The sequence below is a fragment of the Shouchella oshimensis genome, from assembly GCF_004375095.1.
In the GTDB taxonomy this organism is placed as follows: domain Bacteria; phylum Bacillota; class Bacilli; order Bacillales; family Bacillaceae_D; genus Shouchella; species Shouchella oshimensis.
On the sequence record NZ_SNUX01000002.1, the window covers coordinates 821667 to 838829 of the forward strand.

At 41.7% G+C, this 17163-nt stretch carries 16 protein-coding genes; 12 read left to right on the forward strand and 4 right to left on the reverse strand.

What is annotated here, in order from left to right; genetic code table 11:
* Positions 1-25: 25 nt before the first annotated feature.
* Together E2L03_RS10060 and E2L03_RS10065 are read left to right on the forward strand one after the other, a co-directional pair.
* Complete coding sequence (locus tag E2L03_RS10060) at positions 26-517, forward strand: GNAT family N-acetyltransferase (RefSeq protein WP_038477411.1); 492 nt, start codon at positions 26-28, stop codon at positions 515-517.
* A 50-nt stretch (positions 518-567) separates the two neighbouring features.
* Entirely contained in the window at positions 568-1029 is a 462-nt protein-coding gene (locus tag E2L03_RS10065; RefSeq protein WP_038477414.1) for an NUDIX domain-containing protein, read from the forward strand.
* A 123-nt stretch (positions 1030-1152) separates the two neighbouring features.
* On the opposite strand, the gene E2L03_RS10070 is transcribed toward E2L03_RS10065, so the two are convergent.
* Positions 1153-1719 (reverse strand): flavin reductase family protein, encoded by a 567-nt coding sequence (locus E2L03_RS10070; protein WP_134259114.1) that lies wholly within the window; start codon positions 1717-1719, stop codon positions 1153-1155.
* 169 nt (positions 1720-1888) lie between these two features.
* Between E2L03_RS10070 and E2L03_RS10075 the strand changes: the two genes are divergently transcribed.
* Positions 1889-3574 (forward strand): M3 family oligoendopeptidase, encoded by a 1686-nt coding sequence (locus tag E2L03_RS10075; RefSeq protein ID WP_134259115.1) that lies wholly within the window; start codon positions 1889-1891, stop codon positions 3572-3574.
* Positions 3575-3619: 45 nt separating this feature from the next.
* Here the strand turns inward: E2L03_RS10075 and sda are convergent, their stop codons facing one another.
* Both sda and E2L03_RS10085 read right to left on the reverse strand, forming a co-directional pair.
* Positions 3620-3772 carry a sporulation histidine kinase inhibitor Sda gene (sda, locus tag E2L03_RS10080; RefSeq protein ID WP_078440228.1) on the reverse strand — a complete coding sequence of 51 codons (153 nt, stop codon included), beginning with the start codon at positions 3770-3772 and terminating at the stop codon, positions 3620-3622.
* Between the two features lie 162 nt (positions 3773-3934).
* On the reverse strand, positions 3935-4288 hold the full coding sequence (locus E2L03_RS10085; RefSeq protein ID WP_038477423.1) for a YolD-like family protein: 354 nt from the start codon (positions 4286-4288) through the stop codon (positions 3935-3937).
* Positions 4289-4439: 151 nt separating this feature from the next.
* Here E2L03_RS10085 and E2L03_RS10090 point away from each other — a divergent pair, with 151 nt between their 5' ends.
* Positions 4440-7484 carry an efflux RND transporter permease subunit gene (locus tag E2L03_RS10090; protein WP_134259116.1) on the forward strand — a complete coding sequence of 1015 codons (3045 nt, stop codon included), beginning with the start codon at positions 4440-4442 and terminating at the stop codon, positions 7482-7484.
* Between the two features lie 66 nt (positions 7485-7550).
* On the opposite strand, the gene E2L03_RS10095 is transcribed toward E2L03_RS10090, so the two are convergent.
* Positions 7551-8018: an Asp23/Gls24 family envelope stress response protein gene (locus E2L03_RS10095; RefSeq protein WP_134259117.1), complete on the reverse strand. Its 468-nt coding sequence runs from the start codon at positions 8016-8018 to the stop codon at positions 7551-7553.
* Positions 8019-8392: 374 nt separating this feature from the next.
* On the opposite strand from E2L03_RS10095, the gene E2L03_RS10100 reads away from it, so the two are divergent.
* Genes E2L03_RS10100 through cysI form a run of 8 tightly spaced genes read left to right on the forward strand, consistent with a single transcriptional unit; the run spans position 8393 to position 17141 of the window.
* A complete protein-coding gene (locus tag E2L03_RS10100) occupies positions 8393-9097 on the forward strand; it encodes a phosphoadenylyl-sulfate reductase (protein WP_038485278.1) in 705 nt (234 codons plus the stop codon).
* Complete coding sequence (sat, locus tag E2L03_RS10105; RefSeq protein ID WP_055735619.1) at positions 9097-10230, forward strand: sulfate adenylyltransferase; 1134 nt, start codon at positions 9097-9099, stop codon at positions 10228-10230. The genes E2L03_RS10100 and sat overlap by 1 nt, the downstream gene beginning before the upstream one ends.
* Entirely contained in the window at positions 10227-10832 is a 606-nt protein-coding gene (gene cysC / locus E2L03_RS10110; RefSeq protein WP_038477432.1) for an adenylyl-sulfate kinase, read from the forward strand. The genes sat and cysC overlap by 4 nt, the downstream gene beginning before the upstream one ends.
* Before the next feature lie 10 nt (positions 10833-10842).
* Positions 10843-12228, forward strand: a complete 1386-nt coding sequence (cobA, locus tag E2L03_RS10115) for a uroporphyrinogen-III C-methyltransferase (protein WP_134259118.1) — start codon at positions 10843-10845, stop codon at positions 12226-12228.
* On the forward strand, positions 12176-12943 hold the full coding sequence (locus E2L03_RS10120) for a sirohydrochlorin chelatase (protein WP_236702354.1): 768 nt from the start codon (positions 12176-12178) through the stop codon (positions 12941-12943). Before cobA ends, E2L03_RS10120 begins: the two co-directional genes overlap by 53 nt.
* Entirely contained in the window at positions 12940-13569 is a 630-nt protein-coding gene (locus E2L03_RS10125; RefSeq protein WP_095149718.1) for a precorrin-2 dehydrogenase/sirohydrochlorin ferrochelatase family protein, read from the forward strand. Before E2L03_RS10120 ends, E2L03_RS10125 begins: the two co-directional genes overlap by 4 nt.
* A 13-nt stretch (positions 13570-13582) precedes the next feature.
* Positions 13583-15403: an assimilatory sulfite reductase (NADPH) flavoprotein subunit gene (locus E2L03_RS10130; RefSeq protein ID WP_134259119.1), complete on the forward strand. Its 1821-nt coding sequence runs from the start codon at positions 13583-13585 to the stop codon at positions 15401-15403.
* Positions 15404-15416: 13 nt separating this feature from the next.
* A complete protein-coding gene (gene cysI, locus E2L03_RS10135) occupies positions 15417-17141 on the forward strand; it encodes an assimilatory sulfite reductase (NADPH) hemoprotein subunit (protein WP_038477444.1) in 1725 nt (574 codons plus the stop codon).
* Positions 17142-17163: the final 22 nt, after the last annotated feature.

A 17163-nucleotide genomic window follows, 5' to 3' on the forward strand; every position in this document is an offset into this window, starting at 1 on the left:
AGGTTGCATAGGGGGAGAGCAAAGAATGAGGATCTTGAGATTTCATGAAAACGATACAGAGGAAGTGGTTTCGCTCTTTTATGAAACCGTTCATTCTGTTAATGCAAGAGACTATTCACGAGAGCAAGTAGAGGCTTGGGCGGCATTAGAGGATATAAGTGAAAGAATAAACCTGTGGAAAAGGTCATTAAATGAAAACCTAACGTTTGTTGTAAAAGTGAACGATCGAATCGTCGGCTTTGCTGATCTAACGTTTAAGGGTTACTTAAACCGATTGTTTGTTCATAAAGAGTATCAAAGACAAGGGATAGCATCTCTACTAGTTGATAAACTTGAGAGGGAAGCAAAGGGATTAAAGCTGCAAGCAATTGAAACAGAGTCTAGTATAACAGCAAAGGTATTTTTTACACATAGAGGCTACGTGACTGTTCGCCAACAAACCGTTGAACGAAAAGGTGTGAATCTAACAAATTTTAAAATGAGAAAAGAACTAAGTGCGACTTCGTTTCATGAATAATCATAAATCGGAAAGCATTTTTTACTAGTGGATGGAAAGGAAAGGTGCTCATGGGTATTAGAAATTCAGCAAAAGGAATTATGATTAGCGAAGATAAGATCTTAGTAACAAAAAACCGAGATGCTGAAGGGGATTTTTATCTTTTTCCTGGAGGTGGACAGGAGTGGGGTGAACCGCTGCATAACACCTTAAAAAGAGAGTTTTTAGAAGAGGTCGGGAAAGAAGTAGATGTGAAAGAACTCCTTCACATCCGTGAATACATCGGGAAGAATCACGAATATGCTGCATTTGATTCCAACGTCCATCAAGTTGACTATTATTTTTTGTGTCATGCAGTAAAGGAGTGTCGTGATCAAGCACCTACTCAACCAGACAAAAATCAAGTCGGTATAGAATGGCTCCCTATAGATGCGTTGCTTGAATATAGGATATACCCTAAAAGTTTGAGAAGTTATCTCATTGAGTACCACAATCATAAAAAAACGATTGTTTATCTAGGAGACATAAATTAATCGTCTTGACTGAGACCCTCTTGGAATAAAGGTAGAGATCCAAGAGAGTGCGTTTGTCAAAGTAAGTAGATTTTTATTATGTAAGTTGTTTAAATCGTTCTTTCTGAAGGCGTCCTGTATTGGCTACAAATGATTGGGTGGTTGATGGAGCATTTGGGGTGCCTCTTTTGTAAGCGCTCGATATTCAGATCGTCCAATATACATTGGAATCGATAGTTGCTCAAAGTCGATTGTATTGCTTGAAGTAAATGCCTGCTCATGTCGATAGCTTTGTATGACTTCACCGACAATCCATTCATGAGTACCATAGGTATGCTCGCCTACTACGTTGCATTCATAAGCAAAATAAGCTTCTTTAATAATAGGAACAGCACACAACTCACTTAAGTGGTAAGGAATATTAAAAAGATCAAATTTGTTCTGTTCTCTGCCACTATATGTTCCACTAAGTTGAATCCACTGGGAATATTCGCTCGGGAGAAACTGTACTGCAAAGGTTTTACTTTGTGAGATTAGCTCATATGTAAACGCTTCTTTTCGTAAAGCGAACCCATAATGTCCCGGGTTTGTTCCCATAAAGGTGTGCCAGCCTGATGCCATTACATTGACTTGATCATTTGATTGACTCGTTATGACAGCTACCATACTTGGATAGGTATGCCATGAAGCTTTTGAAACAGGTTTTAACATGTGCCCTACTCCTTCTTTTATCCTCGTCTTGAGTTCATCATAAAAGGACTTTGCGTTTCGATCAACAAATAACGCTCCTTCATTTTTAAAAACGTAATAAGTAGCAATGCCTTGAACTAGTCCCTGCTCTGTATGAATGCTAAAATGGGTGGAAAGGAGTTGGTAGACGATGGCAACCTTTTATAAGGAACCTTTTTCACTTGAAGAGACGGATAAGCTTGAAGCACGGTACAACGAGTTGTTGAACATTCCGCTTGATTCAGTGGAGCAGGTGGAAGTATTTCTCCAAAAGGAATCGGACTTATCCGATGAACTGGAAGAAATGATGACAGGTCATTATGTTGAATTTAATAGTTATAACGACTCTAAGGAAGCAAAGCGTGTATTTGAGCATGATCAGCAAGTTGTGTTGCCAATTGTAAAGAAATATTCCGCTTTATTAGATGATGCGTTTCTCTCATCAAACGTTTTAGCTCAATTACCAGAAGAACAGTATGGCTACTTAGTAAAAAGAAGAAAAAGTGCACAGGCATTATTTCAAGAAGCAACAATTCAGCTAGAGGTAGAAGAAGATCAACTAGCCACTACCTATTTTGAACATACTGGATCAATAACCGCTGATTGGGATGGAAAAGAACTAACCCTTCCTCAATTAGCTGCTTATGCTGAAAGTGTTGACCGTGATCAACGAAAACGTGCTATGACAAAATTACGTGAGGCTTACATAAAAAAAGAAGAGCCTTTGCAGGAAATTTTATCAGAGCTTATTCAACTTAGGCAGAAAAAGGCTGAAAATGCTGGGTTTACGAATTTTGCAGATTATATGTTTCAGAAATATGATCGGTTTGATTACACACCAGCGGATTGCAAACGCTTAGCAGAGAATGTGGCGACGTATGTGAAGCCGGTTGTTGAAAAAATTCATAAGCGCCATCAGCAAGGATTAGGGTTAGATTCGTATTTACCATGGGATCGTAGCGCTATCAAGCCTGGTGAAGAGCCGTTAAAACCATTTGACACAACAGAAGAGCTTATTTCAAAGACAGAAAAAGTGTTAAATCAGCTTGACCCTTCTTTTGGTCAGCTTCTTTCTCAGCTTAAAGAAGGAAACACGCTTGATCTTGAAAGCAGGAAAGGGAAGTCGCCAGGTGGGTTCTGTTCGTCACTGCCACTTTCGCAGCTTTCTGTTATTTTTATGAATCATGCGAACCAGCATGAGGATATGATTACCCTTATCCATGAAATGGGGCATTGCATTCATAACGATAGGAAGAAAGAGCTTTCGTTAGCGGCTTATCGTGATACGCCGATGGAATCAAGTGAACTCGCAAGTATGTCTATGGAATTATTTACGTTGCCGTTCTGGGATGTTTACTATGAGAACCAGGAAGAGTATGAGCGTGCCAAACAGAAGCAGTTAGAATCAATTGTAACGTTCTTACCAATTGGAATGGTGATTGATTCGTTTCAACATTGGCTGTATGAACACCCGAACCATTCAAAGGAAGAGCGCAACAAGAAGTATCGTGAGTTGCTGACAAAACTTCAGTCGAATGTCGTTGATTGGTCTGGTTATGAAAAGTGGCAAGAAACTCAATGGCTTAGCGTGCTTCATATTTTTGAAGTGCCATTTTATTATATTGAATATGTTATTGCCCAGCTTGGAGCCATGCAGCTATACAAGCAATATAAAGAACACCCAGAAGAGACATTAAAACGGTATAAAGCCGCGCTTGCCCTAGGCAGTTCAACGTCATTAACGGATGTCTATAAAGCAGCAGGAATAGCGTTTGATTTCTCAGAAGACATGATTCGTTCGCTTATGGCGTTTATGGAAAAAGAATTAAAGTTATAAAAAGCCTACCACATAAAAGGGTAGGCAAAGAAGATCGTTCTACTACTAAGAACGATCTTTTTTCATATGTATATGTTTCAGGAGTCCTCGACGCCGAAGTTCTTGTTTAATAATGGAAATAAAGTCAGCATTCAAACAATGTTGGATCGCACGATCATATGCTTCTAGAAGAAGATCATCGGATAGTTGCTGTAACATGACGAGGCTCCCCTTTGTTTTAGGATTCTGCTTGTATACATGTAATTTATCACAATATATAGTGTTTATCAATATAATCTCACACTATATATACTTATTTTTTGTGCTTAATCGAAGTTCGACATAAAGCGACTGTCTTCCATCATAACAGTCAAATAGAGGTTAATGTTTTCGACAAACATCTTTGATCATACGAAGGTTTAACCATTCGTAGTCGTCTGATAAAAGGAGTTTAATGCGCTTGTTCAAATCATCGTACTTTGTGACCTTTCCATCTAGTGAGTGGTAACGACCATCATGCCAGAATGTTACGGTAGTGTCGTACTGTTGCCTAATCGCATCCATAATGATTTCACCTAGCTCCTGCCAGCTGTCTTCGGATAACGGCTCATGTAGTGGAATATAGCTTTCCTGTTGTTGTAGTTTAAGCCATCCTTCTTTGTGCTCTGGCAGCATCATCCGACTGCCTTCCCAAAGCAAATTTCCTCGTTTAACGAACAATTCTTCTTTACGCATAGCGAACGTCCTTTCGTCTTTTTCTTTTTATTATAGACGAATGTGCGTTCGTTATACAATGGTGATTGTTGGATATTTAGCAAATAGGATGTTTTTCAAGCTCCTATAAAGGGTATGAAGTGGTGATACTTACTTAGAAAAGAGGGAATGTATGCGCTGGATTATTGATCGACCAAAGCTAACGGTCTTATTCTTTACCATGCTAACGATTGTCGGAGCGATTAGCTTTACACAGCTTTCACAACGGGAAATACCAGAATTTGAACCACCAATTGGTCAAATTATAACCGCTTACCCTGGTGCTTCATCAGAAGAAGTGGAGCTGCAAATTACAAGTCAAATTGAAGGTATTTTAAGCGAGTATGAAGAAATCACTTCCTATGAATCGGTTTCTGCGCCTAGCTTATCTCTTATTACGGTTGAACTCGACGAAAGTGTCGGAAAAGAATCGACTATTTGGAATGACGTATCTCAAAAAGTAAATGGGCTCTCTTCTACGTTACCAGACGATGCTTTAAATCCTGAGGTAGAAACAGATTTAGGGGATCAAGGGCTCGCTACATATCAAATAACCTATAATGACGATGTAGACATGGATGAGCTCATACAGCTCATTGATCTGTATGAAGAAAAGCTGTCATCACTTGTTGATATAACAGGTGTTGACGTACAGGGAGTCGTGGAGAAAGAAATAGCGGTTAGGCTCGATGCGGAAGCAATGGAAGAAAATAACCTTTCATACGCACAAGTACTTGGAGTCTTGCAAGGTGAAGAAAATACATCACCGATAGGCGAATGGGAGACAGAAGGGGCCATCGTTCCTGTTAATATGGAGACCTATCAGGATGTGTCTTCCTTTAATAATCTGCCTGTTGGTGTAGATGAAGAAGGCAATATCGTTCGACTGCAAGATGTTGGAGTAATGGAAAAAAGCTATAAAGCACGTGAAGAAGCTGTCCAATTTAATGGGGAGCAAGCGTTGTCATTAACGTTTACGTTACAGTCAGGCAGTAGTGTACCTGCCGCACAAAATGAACTCAACGGGTACGTTGATGAACTCGAAAGCGAGTTACCCGCGGGAGCAGAAATGGAGCTGTTATATTCCCAAAGTGACCTCGTATCAGAGCTTTTTGCAGATTTAGCGTGGTCATTTGGATTTGCTTTTCTAGCTGTTCTCATTGTGTGTTCATTAGGCTTGCGAATAGGGTCTGCGATTAGTGTGGCGATTGCCGTTCCAGTATCGCTTAGCATTGGCTCACTGGCACTACCATTTGCAAATGTTGATTTGAATCAAATTTCGTTAATTGCCTATATCCTTGTGTTAGCTATCTTAGTCGACGATGCCATTGTCGTTAATGATAATATTGAGCGTCAATTAAGGCTAGGAAAACCAGCAAAAGAGGCAGCGAGAAAAGGAACGACAGAAGTACTCGGTTCTGTTATTACGTCAACCATTATTGTGGTGTTTACATTCTTTCCGATTTTATTCTTACCAAGTGGAGCAGGTGAATTTATTCGTCCGCTACCTGTTGTTGTTATTAGTGCCATCGTTGCATCGACGGCTGTTGGCTTAGTCGGTGTCCCTGTTTATCGTGTATGGAAGGAGAGACGAAAGCCAACAAAGCAAGATGGGCGATCAGCAGGTCTTGCAGGACCACTTTTAGAAAAAGGTGGAAACTGGTATGGGCGAAAATTAATGAAAGGCGTTGTAAACCATCCCTTTATTGTTGCTTTCACGGGTTTAATTGTTGGGACAGCTGCATATGCTCTTATCCCATGGATTCCAATTGAGTTCTTCCCAGATTCTGATCGAGAAGAGGTGTTTGTTGAGACGACGTTAGCTGATGGTACACCACTTGCACAAACAGAGGAAGAGGCGGAAGCCATTGCTAGTTGGTTAGGTCAGCATGACTTTGTTCGGTCTGTATCTACCTATTCAGGAACATCCATCCCACGTTTGTTTAACGCCAATGGTGGCAGCGAAGAAAGTCAAAACCTAGCAAACTTCCTAGTGTTCATTGATAAAGAAGAGATTGAAGCAAGAACAGCAATGGATCTGTGGAGCGAGACGTTACCTGAAGCTTTTTCTGTTATTGAAACGTACGAGGTATCCATTATTGAATCTGGTCCTCCAGTAGGTGCACCCATTGCGATTGACATTAGTGGACCATCTATTGATGAATTAATGATGAAAAGTGCCGAGGCTAAGGAGCTTTTACTGAATGTAGACGGCGTGTTAAACGTAGATGATACCATTGGGAATCCCGTTCAATCGTATGTAGTTGAATTAAATCGAGAGGCAATGGAGGAGAATGGATTAACAAGTGATGAGCTTTCTCAGTCGTTGGCAGTACTCGGCGAAGGCATTCCGCTTGGAACATTTGATGAAGACGGAGAGTTGCTTGATTGGCGTCTTGTCATTGAAGGGGATGAGCGTGAACTACTTGGGACGGTAACGATAGCTGGTGAAACAGGAAACCGAGTTCCGTTAGCTGACGTTGTTTCTCTCTCAGAGGAAGAGATCCAACCACGAATTCCTCGTCAACAAGGAGAGCGCACCGTTACCGTTCGTGCTTTTCCAGCAGAGAATCAATCAGCTGATGATATTATTGCAGAAGTTGAAGACGAGCTACTTGCGTTAGAAGAAAGTGACTACAGTGTGCAGATCGGTGGGGAAACGTCTGAGCGGACGGAAGTTTTTGTACAGATTGGCCAAATTTTTCTTATTGTAGTCTTTCTTATTCTGATAGCGATGGTCATTCAATTTTATTCATTAACGATTCCGTTCATTGTTCTTAGTGCAGTGTATTTGGCTTTTTCAGGAGCGATGATTGGGCTGTTTCTAACACAAACAGGTTTAGGCTTTATGTCGTTGATGGGTGGCGTTAGTCTAGCTGGAATTGTGGTTCGAAACGGGATTGTGCTCATTGAATTTATTGAACAGCGAAGAAAAGAGGGGCTTCTACCTAAAGAAGCGGTGATGCTTGCAGCGGAACAACGGTTTCGACCGATTGTATTAACCTCGCTTGTAACAATTGCTGGTTTAATCCCAATTGCGTTTGGAAACAGTACGTTGTTTCAACCACTAGGTATTACCATTGTGTCGGGTGCATTATTTTCAGCGATATTAACGTTATTTGTTGTTCCAGCCCTTTATCTAGTAAGAGTTCGTTGGAAAGAAGGAAAGCTTGAGTAAGAAAAGAGTAAAAAAGCTGTTTTAGTAGGTGAGTTCCTGCTAAAAACAGCTTTTTTGTTATGCGCTTTATTCAACTCGGTTTGAATCTGGTCGAGATTTTGAACTTGAACGGTTATCTTCAAATTCTTCACGTGTAAAAACATCGTCTACATTCATATTGAATTCAACAAGCTCTAATCCAGTCATTTGGTGAATATTTCTTGCTACACTCTCTTTAATATCCTTATAAATAGCTGGAATGCTCTTCCCGTACTCAACATATACTTCAAGGTCAATAGCGACTTGCTTTTCACCGACGTCTGCGCGAATGCCTTTTGTAATACTTTCTTCTCTGCCGAATGTCTCTTTCATTCCTTGGAAGAAGCTTCCGCTCATACCGAGAATACCGTCTGTTTCAATGGTTGCTAATGCGGCAATTTTTTTTATGACTTCATCATCGTACGTTAAATGATTACGATTTTCTTGTTGCGTATTCTGTTGTTCCTGTTCTATTTGTCCTGTTGTTTTTGCTGTTGAACCAATTGTTGAGGCCATAGAGTATCTCTCCTTTTTATCGTTCATCCTACCGAGTAGGAACGATGACTTATCCTGTGTGTAACCGTTCTTTAACAAGATTAAACATTTGAGTGATTGAACTCCCTACACACTTCTTGAAGAACATCTTCTTTTACTAACAGGAGGAGCTCTCCAACATCGGTCTGAAGGAGAGGCGCTAAAAGCTGCTCGCTGTTTCACTTGCATAGGAAAAAAACAGTCAGCTTACAGAAAGAATTATTAGAAAATAAGTAGTTGACAGTCTATTTAATCAAGAGTAGAATTTTCTTAAATCATATTAAATTACAAGGGATTATCGGAATAATGCGAATGGAAGAGAAGGAGGAGCACGATTGAGCTATCTCTATAAAGAAATGCAAGGTGAGGACTATGCGGTGCTGAATTCGAAGTTAAAGAGTCGGGATAGTATCGATATTTTACGTTTTGCTCACCAAACTTATGGAAAAAACCTTGTTTATGCGTGTAGTTTTGGAGCAGAAGCAATGGTCATGCTAGATTTACTGTCCAAAGTTCAAAAAGACGCACAGATCCTATTTTTAGATACAGACTTTCATTTTAAAGAAACGTATGAACTTATTGAAAAAGTAAAGCAACGGTATCCTCATATGCAAATTAAGTTAGCAAAATCCTCTCTTACCCCAGAAGAGCAGGAGAACCAATTTGGATCGAAGCTTTGGTTAACCAACCCTGATCAATGTTGTCAAATTCGAAAACTAGACGTGCTAGAGCGTGAGATGGCACCGTTTGATGCGTGGCTGTCTGGCTTACGTAGAGAGCAGTCACCCACAAGAGCGAACACTGAATTTATTAATCAAGATAATCGATTTAAAAAAGTGAAAATTTGCCCACTTATCCATTGGACGGAAGAGGAAATTTGGATGTACATTGAGCTCCACAAGCTTCCGTACAATCCGCTTCATGACCAGCATTATCCAAGTATTGGCTGCACTTATTGTACGAAGCCGGTTATGCCAGGTGAGGATAATCGAAGCGGGCGTTGGCAAGGCAATCAAAAGACAGAATGTGGGCTACACGCACCGACGAAAGGGGAAGAATAATGGTAGTAAAAGAGAAGGAACTTGTACAGTTATACGAGCCGACTTACACAATAAAAGGGATAGAGGCAGAGATTGAGCTGGATGCTTTTGCTTTATCGGACTTGGAGTTAATTGGGATTGGTGGGTTTTCTCCATTAACGGGTTTTTTAAATGAAGAGGACTATCATGCAGTTGTTGAGAGTATGCGCTTAGTGAATGGAGAGCCATGGAGCATCCCTATCACATTACCAGTTGATCAACAAAAAGCCGAAGCATTGAAACATCATACGAAAGCAAAGCTTGTCTATAAAGGCGACGTTTATGGTGTGATTACGATTGAAACCATCTATCAACCTGATAAAAAGCGAGAAGCGAAACATGTGTACCGAACCGAGGACACTGAGCATCCAGGTGTTGCAAAGCTCTTTTCTAGACCGAGTGTGTACGTCGGTGGCGATATTGTACTAATAAAGCGATTAGAACGCGAACAGTTTGGTTCATATTATCTAGATCCAGCAGAAACCCGAAAACAGTTTGCCGAAAAGGGTTGGAAAACCGTTGTTGGCTTCCAAACGCGCAACCCGGTTCACCGCGCCCATGAATACATACAAAAAGCAGCACTAGAAACGGTGGATGGGTTATTTTTAAATCCACTTGTTGGTGAAACAAAGGCAGGAGATATTCCAGCAGACGTTAGAATGGAAAGTTACGAGGTCTTACTAGCAAATTACTATCCTGAAGAGCGTGTTCATTTGTCTGTTTTTCCAGCGGCAATGCGGTACGCTGGACCAAGAGAAGCAATCTTCCACGCCCTCGTTCGAAAAAATTACGGCTGCACCCATTTCATCGTTGGACGTGATCATGCTGGTGTTGGAAATTATTATGGAACATATGACGCGCAGGAAATTTTTAAGGAGTTTCAGCCTGACGAACTAGGCATTAAACCTCTTTTCTTTGAGCATAGTTTCTTCTGCAAAGCATGTGGCAATATGGCTTCGTCTAAAACATGTCCACATGAGCCAACTCAGCATGTCATTCTATCTGGTACGAAGGTTCGTGAGATGCTAGCAAACGGAGAGCTGCCACCGGCGGAATTTAGTCGGAAAGAAGTCGTTGAAATTTTAATTCGTGGGCAACAGGAGGCAGGTGCATGAGTAAATCGGTTGACAATCTTGTTTGGCACGAAGCAACGATTACAAAAGCAGACCGCCAAGCGAAAAACAATCATAAAAGCTGTTTACTTTGGTTCACTGGCTTATCAGGATCAGGAAAATCGACATTAGCAAATGCTCTTGATCAAGTGCTGTATAACAATCATCTAAACAGCTATGTGTTAGACGGTGATAACATTCGCCAAGGACTGAATCAAGATTTAGGATTCACTGATGCAGATAGAGTGGAAAATATCCGTCGTATCGGTGAAGTGAGTAAATTGTTTGTTGATGCAGGCACGATTGTATCCACAGCTTTTATTTCGCCATTTGAAAACGACCGTCAGCGTGTGCGGGAGCGTTTCGCTGAAAATGAATTTATTGAAGTGTATGTCAAATGTGATTTAGAAGAGTGTGAAAAGCGAGATGTAAAAGGCTTATATAAAAAAGCAAGGGCAGGAGAAATACCATACTTTACAGGCATTAGCTCCCCTTATGAAGCACCGAGTCAACCAGAAATTATTGTAGACACAGCAAATGAAACGATTGAACAGTCGGTAGAAAAACTGGTGAACTACTTAAAAGGAAAACAGATTGTAAGGTAGGGGGCAACACATGAGTAGAGGAACCGTTTACCTTATTGGAGCAGGTCCTGGGGATATTGGGCTTATTAGTTATAAAGGAATGCAGCGATTGCGACAAGCTGATGTGGTACTGTACGACAGACTTGTTAACCCTTTGCTTCTAGAAGAAGTAAAGGAAGGAGCAGAGTTGATTTACGTCGGTAAGCTACCAAATCGCCACATTCTTAGGCAAGAGGCTATTCATGATGAACTGGTACGTCAAGCCGATCATCATCAAACCGTCGTTCGATTAAAAGGAGGCGATCCTAGTGTATTTGGTCGGGTAGGAGAAGAGGCGGCGTTTCTGGATCGCTATCAAGTCCCCTTTGAGATTATACCAGGTATAACATCTGGCATTGCAGTACCAGCTTATGCAAATGTCCCAGTCACCCATCGAACAAAAGGTACGAGCTTTGCTGTTGCAACCGGGCATAGTCAAAAAGAAAACTCACTTGAGCTGGATTGGTCAGGGCTTGCCAAAATCGACACGGTTGCTTTTTATATGGGGGTAAAAAATCTTCCGCGAATTGTGGAAAATTTTATTCAACACGGCCGACCTGAAAGTGAAAGTGTCTTATGTATTCAATGGGGGACGACGAGCAAGCAAAAAGTAGTGAAAGCAACGTTAGCGACCATTGTAGAAGAAGTAAATAGTCATGGGATTGGCAATCCAGCCATTACCCTTGTCGGCAAAGTAGCGGAGCTTTATAAGGGTAAAAGTTGGTTCGAGGATCAACCTTTGTTTGGACATTATCCACTTGTTTTAGCAGAAGGGTCTTCAAGCTTGGTAAGCGATTTAAGACAAGCTGGTGCCGAGGCATTCGCTCCTAAAGTGGCGCTTCAAAAGGATGAAAATAGCGTTTTGTTTTATTCTAGTGATGATGTAGAGGTATTTATTGAACAGCTAAGAGAAGAGGCGGTAGATATTCGGACCATTTCCCTCGACCTTGTTGCAGTGACATCAAGTGCACAAAATGCACTTAAGCACTATGGTCTTCTAGCCGCCCCGTTAGAAAGAAAAACGGAGGACGAATCAACGCTGTCAAATTTGGATGAAAAGTGGACAACTGCAACAAACGTTATTCTAGGACGTTTGCAAGAGGAGCAGTCTATTACCGATATTATTTTATCCTCTTCTCAACGGCTTCCACACTTATTTAGAATAGTTGAACAGTACCCTGAATTAAGAGAGGTTCCTATCTATAGTGACCAAGAGGAAGTAGTAAAAACGTTATGTACATTAGGGTTTCTTGGAGTAAGAGTGAGCGGGCAAACCCCAAGTGTATTAGGGCAGTGGTTACACGCAAGGCAAGGGAAGGTGATGAATGATGCAAGCTATTCTTTACGTCGGTCATGGCAGCCGAGTCCAAACTGGTAATGAGCAGTTTAAGACGTTTATTGACCGTATAAAGTCATCCTTTTCTCATTTTCAAACTTATGCCTTTATAGAATTAAGCGCGCCGACCATTCAAGAAGGGATTGATCGTTGTGTAAAGGCGGGAGCGACAAAAATTGCTGTAGTCCCGGTCTTGTTGTTAACAGCGTACCATGCAAACAAAGACATCCCAGATGAATTAAAAAAAGCAAAGCGACGGTACCCATCAATAGAGCTTACATATGGGCGCCCTTTTGGCATTCATCAAGATGTCATTCAAGTAGCTATGGATCGTCTTAAACAGGCAGGGTTACAAACCATGAATGGTACTCGTGAAGAGGGGACGACCATTTTAGTCATTGGTCGAGGATCAAGTGATGGCAACCAACCAAGTGATGTAGCAAAAATTGGACGACTTCTTTATGAACGTCTAGCGTGTGATAACGTGGAAATCGGGTTTCTTGCTGCGACAACACCGACTGTAGAGCAGGGGTTATTGAAGTGTGAGCGATTACGTGCAAAGAATGTTTACGTGTTGCCCTATTTATTATTTACAGGCGTACTAATGAATGAGCTAGCACAACAAATTAAAGTGAGAAATCAAGGTACAGATACAAACTACATTCTCTGTGATTTTCTAGGTTTTGATTTCGGTTTAGAAGGTGTACTAGAAGCGCGGGCAAAGGAAGCGATCGAAATGGAGCCAATGAGTCTATGAGCCATGCCCTTCCTTATATGATTCAAGTTTCACAACTATCGATTACAGTCGTTGGTGGAGGAATGGTTGCGAAGAAACGCACACAATCACTCATTGATGCTGGTGCGCATATTCATCTCGTTACCCCGCGTTTAAAGGGTGATTGGGATGAACTTATTCGTTCACACAACCTAACGTGGGAAGCGCGTAAAGTAACAGATGAAGAATGTCTTTTAGCAGATTGGGTTTTTCTTTGTACTAATAATTCAGCTTTACATGATGGGTATAAACAAAACAAAGTACCCCGCCAAATGGTTTATCGGTGTGATCTAGCCCAAGAAGGGAATTTCTATGTACCAGCGTCTATTGAACGAGGGCTGTTAAGTGTGAGCGTATCGACAGCCGGTGCAAGTCCTTCATACACGAAACATATAAAAGAAACACTTGAAGCCGTCTTGCCTTCACATGCAGCTGAGGATTTACAATTTTTACAGCAGGCGAGAAAAAGGATACTTGCTCAAAAAGGCGAAAGACAAGCTAAACTAAAAGTGTTAAAAGAATTAGCGTCAAAGGACCGTTTGAGAGATCCTAACCGGGAAGAGTGGTTAAACGAGGCGTGCGCGTTAGTAGAAAAAGAGAGAAGATAAGAGGTGGAAGAACTTGCAGTTGCAACCAACGAATAGCCCATTTACTCAACAACAAGTTGAATGGCTAAATCAATTACTACCAACCTTAACGCCTGAACAAAAAGTTTGGCTGAGTGGCTTTATGGCGGCGTCAGGAAGCACAGTCAGTCTCGAAGTAGCGGCTAGTACGGAGGTAAAGAGCGAGCCAACAAAAGAAGAGGCTATCGCGGCGAAGCGTGAGGTAACGATCTTATATGGCTCCCAAACAGGGAATAGTCAACAGCTAGCAGAGCTAGCAGCGACTCAGTTAAAAGAACAAGGCGTAGACGTGATCTTGTCGTCTATGCATACATACAAACCAAAACAATTAAAAGACGTCAAGCATCTACTTATTGTCGTAAGCACACATGGAGAAGGTGATCCGCCAGACCATGCGATTACGTTCCATGAATTTTTATACAGTAGGAAAGCGCCTAATGTAGAGGGATTAGCTTATTCCGTTCTCGCTTTAGGAGACTCTTCTTATGAATTTTTCTGTCAGACAGGAAAAGACTTCGATGAGCGTTTAGCAGCATTAGGTGGAACCCGATTATACCCTCGTGTTGATTGCGATCTTGATTTTGATGAAGAAGCAAATGAGTGGCTAACAGGTGTGGTGAAAAGCTTAGCTGAACAAAGTGGAGAACCTCAGGCGCAAACAGAAACAAAAGGACCAGCAACAACAAGCACCACCTATTCTCGTTCAAACCCTTTCCAAGCAGAGGTGCTTACCAATTTGAATTTAAATGGTCGAGGCTCAGCTAAAGAAACTCGGCACTTAGAATTGTCACTCGAAGGGTCGGGACTATCTTATGCACCTGGAGACAGCGTTGGTATTTTTCCAGAGAATGACCAAGCGCTTGTGGAAGCATTATTAGAGAAAACAGGCTGGGATGAAGAAGAGGCAGTTACCATTAACAAAAAAGGCGATGTAGTACCTTTAAAGAATGCACTTTGTTGTCACTTTGAAATTACGGTGCTCACAAAGCCTCTACTCGAAAAAGCGTCTTTGCTGACAGATCATCAAGGGTTGAAGACGTTGCTTCATCCAGATCATGCAGAAGAATTAAAAGCCTATTTAGAAGGAAGAGATCTTCTTGATTTATACGAAGACTTCGGCCCATGGAACGCAGGAGCAGCGGAATTTGCTGGGATTTTAAGAAAAATCCCACCTCGCTTGTACTCGATCGCAAGTAGTTACGAAGCAGAACCAGAAGAAGTCCATTTAACCATTGGGGCTGTGCGCTATGATGCAAACGGTCGTAGCCGTTCAGGGGTATGTTCTGTGGAATGTGCTGAGCGGAAAGAACCAGGCGATACAGTATCTATTTTCATACAAAAAAATGAAAGCTTCCGTTTGCCAAGTGAAGAAGCACCCATTATTATGATCGGTCCAGGAACAGGAGTAGCACCGTTTCGTGCTTTTTTAGAAGAAAGAGACGAGCGTGGTATTGAAAGCCCAGCTTGGTTGTTTTTCGGCGATCAGCACTTCACAACTGATTTTCTGTATCAAACTGATTTTCAACGCTGGTTAAAAGACGGTGTTCTCTCGAAAATGGATGTGGCATTCTCGCGAGATACAGCGGAGAAAGTGTATGTGCAGCACCGAATGAAAGAGCATGGGGCTGAACTATTCACATGGTTAGAGGACGGGGCTTATGTGTATGTATGCGGAGACGAAAAACGCATGGCAAAAGACGTACAAGATACACTGATTGCCATTATTCAAGACGAAGGTCAGAAAACAGAGGAAGAAGCCGTTGCGTATTTAACGGCTATGCAGCAGCAAAACCGCTACTTGCGAGACGTATATTGAGGGAGGGATACAATTGACGAATAAAGATGCAATTCAAGCACAGGATGGACCTCCGAGTGACGTAGAGCGGATAAAACAGGAAAGCAATTATTTACGAGGAACGCTAACAGAGGCGCTGGCAGAACCTATTTCGTCAGGTATTAATGATGATGATAACCGCTTAATGAAATTTCACGGCAGTTATTTGCAAGATGATCGGGACTTAAGAGAGGAGCGCAGACAGCAGAAGCTTGAGCCTGCTTACCAATTCATGGTTCGAGTTCGATTGCCAGGAGGGGTGGCAACACCTGATCAGTGGTTAAAAATGGATGAACTAGCGCACCAATATGGAAATGGTACATTGCGCTTAACAACGCGACAAACGTTTCAAATGCACGGCATTTTAAAATGGAATATGAAAAAAAGCATTCAAGGTATAAACGAGGCATTAATGGATACCATTGCCGCATGTGGAGATGTGAATCGAAATGTCATGATTACACCGAATCCTTATCAATCGGAATATCATCAAGAAGTATACGAGTATGCACGGAAATTAAGTGATGATTTATTACCGAAAACAAGAGCCTATCATGAGATATGGCTTGATGAGGAGAAAGTGGCAGAGACACCGAAGCAAGAAGAAGTGGAACCGATGTATGGGGCGCTCTATCTCCCTCGTAAATTTAAAATTGGTGTAGCGATTCCACCAGCAAATGATGTAGATGTGTTTTCTCAAGATATTGGCTATATTGCGGTTATTGAAGATGGGAAGTTAAAAGGCTTTAACGTGGCTGTCGGTGGAGGCATGGGGATGACCCATGGAGATCAACAGACCTATCCTCAGCTTGGGCGTGTCATTGGCTTTTGCAAACCAGATCAAATGGTAGACGTTGCAGAAAAGCTCATTACGATTCAGCGAGATTACGGGAATCGTTCTGAACGGAAATATGCGCGCTTCAAATATACAATTGATAAACGTGGTCTTGATTGGTTAGTAACAGAACTACACAATCGTTTAGGCTGGCAGCTTGACGTAGCGAAACCGTTTCAATTTGATCATAATGGCGATCGCTATGGTTGGACGAAGGGCATTCGGGGGCGTTGGCATTTTACATTATTTGTGCAAAACGGCCGAATTAAAGACGATGCCGACTATCAACTGATGACTGGATTGCGAGAAATTGCCAAGGTTCACACAGGTGATTTTCGTTTAACAGGAAACCAAAACGTCATTATTAGCAATGTGCCAACTGCGAAGAAAAAACAACTAACAGCGTTAATCGAACAGTATGGTTTATCAGACGGCACATATACGTCTGGATTACGGAGAAATTCAATGGCATGTGTTGCCTTTCCTACATGTGGCTTAGCGATGGCAGAATCAGAACGGTATCTTCCTTCTCTTGTAACGAAGCTAGAATATGTACTAGATGACGCGGGCTTAAAAGATGAAGATATCACGATTCGAATGGCAGGCTGTCCTAATGGCTGTTCGCGAGCCGCGATTGCAGAAATTGGCTTCATCGGTAAGGCCCCAGGGAAATACAATCTTTATTTAGGAGCCGGTTTTGCCGGTGAGCGTCTGAGTAAAATGTATAAGGAAAACATCGGCGAAGCTGAAATTCTGGATACGTTGTCTCCAATCATTCATGAGTATTCAAAAAGTCGCACAGAAAACGAGCGCTTTGGCGATTTCGTCATTCGTTCGGGTTACATTAAGAAGACAGAGGGAGGAACGGATTTTCATAAGTCATGAGGCGACACTTTTTACTAGGATG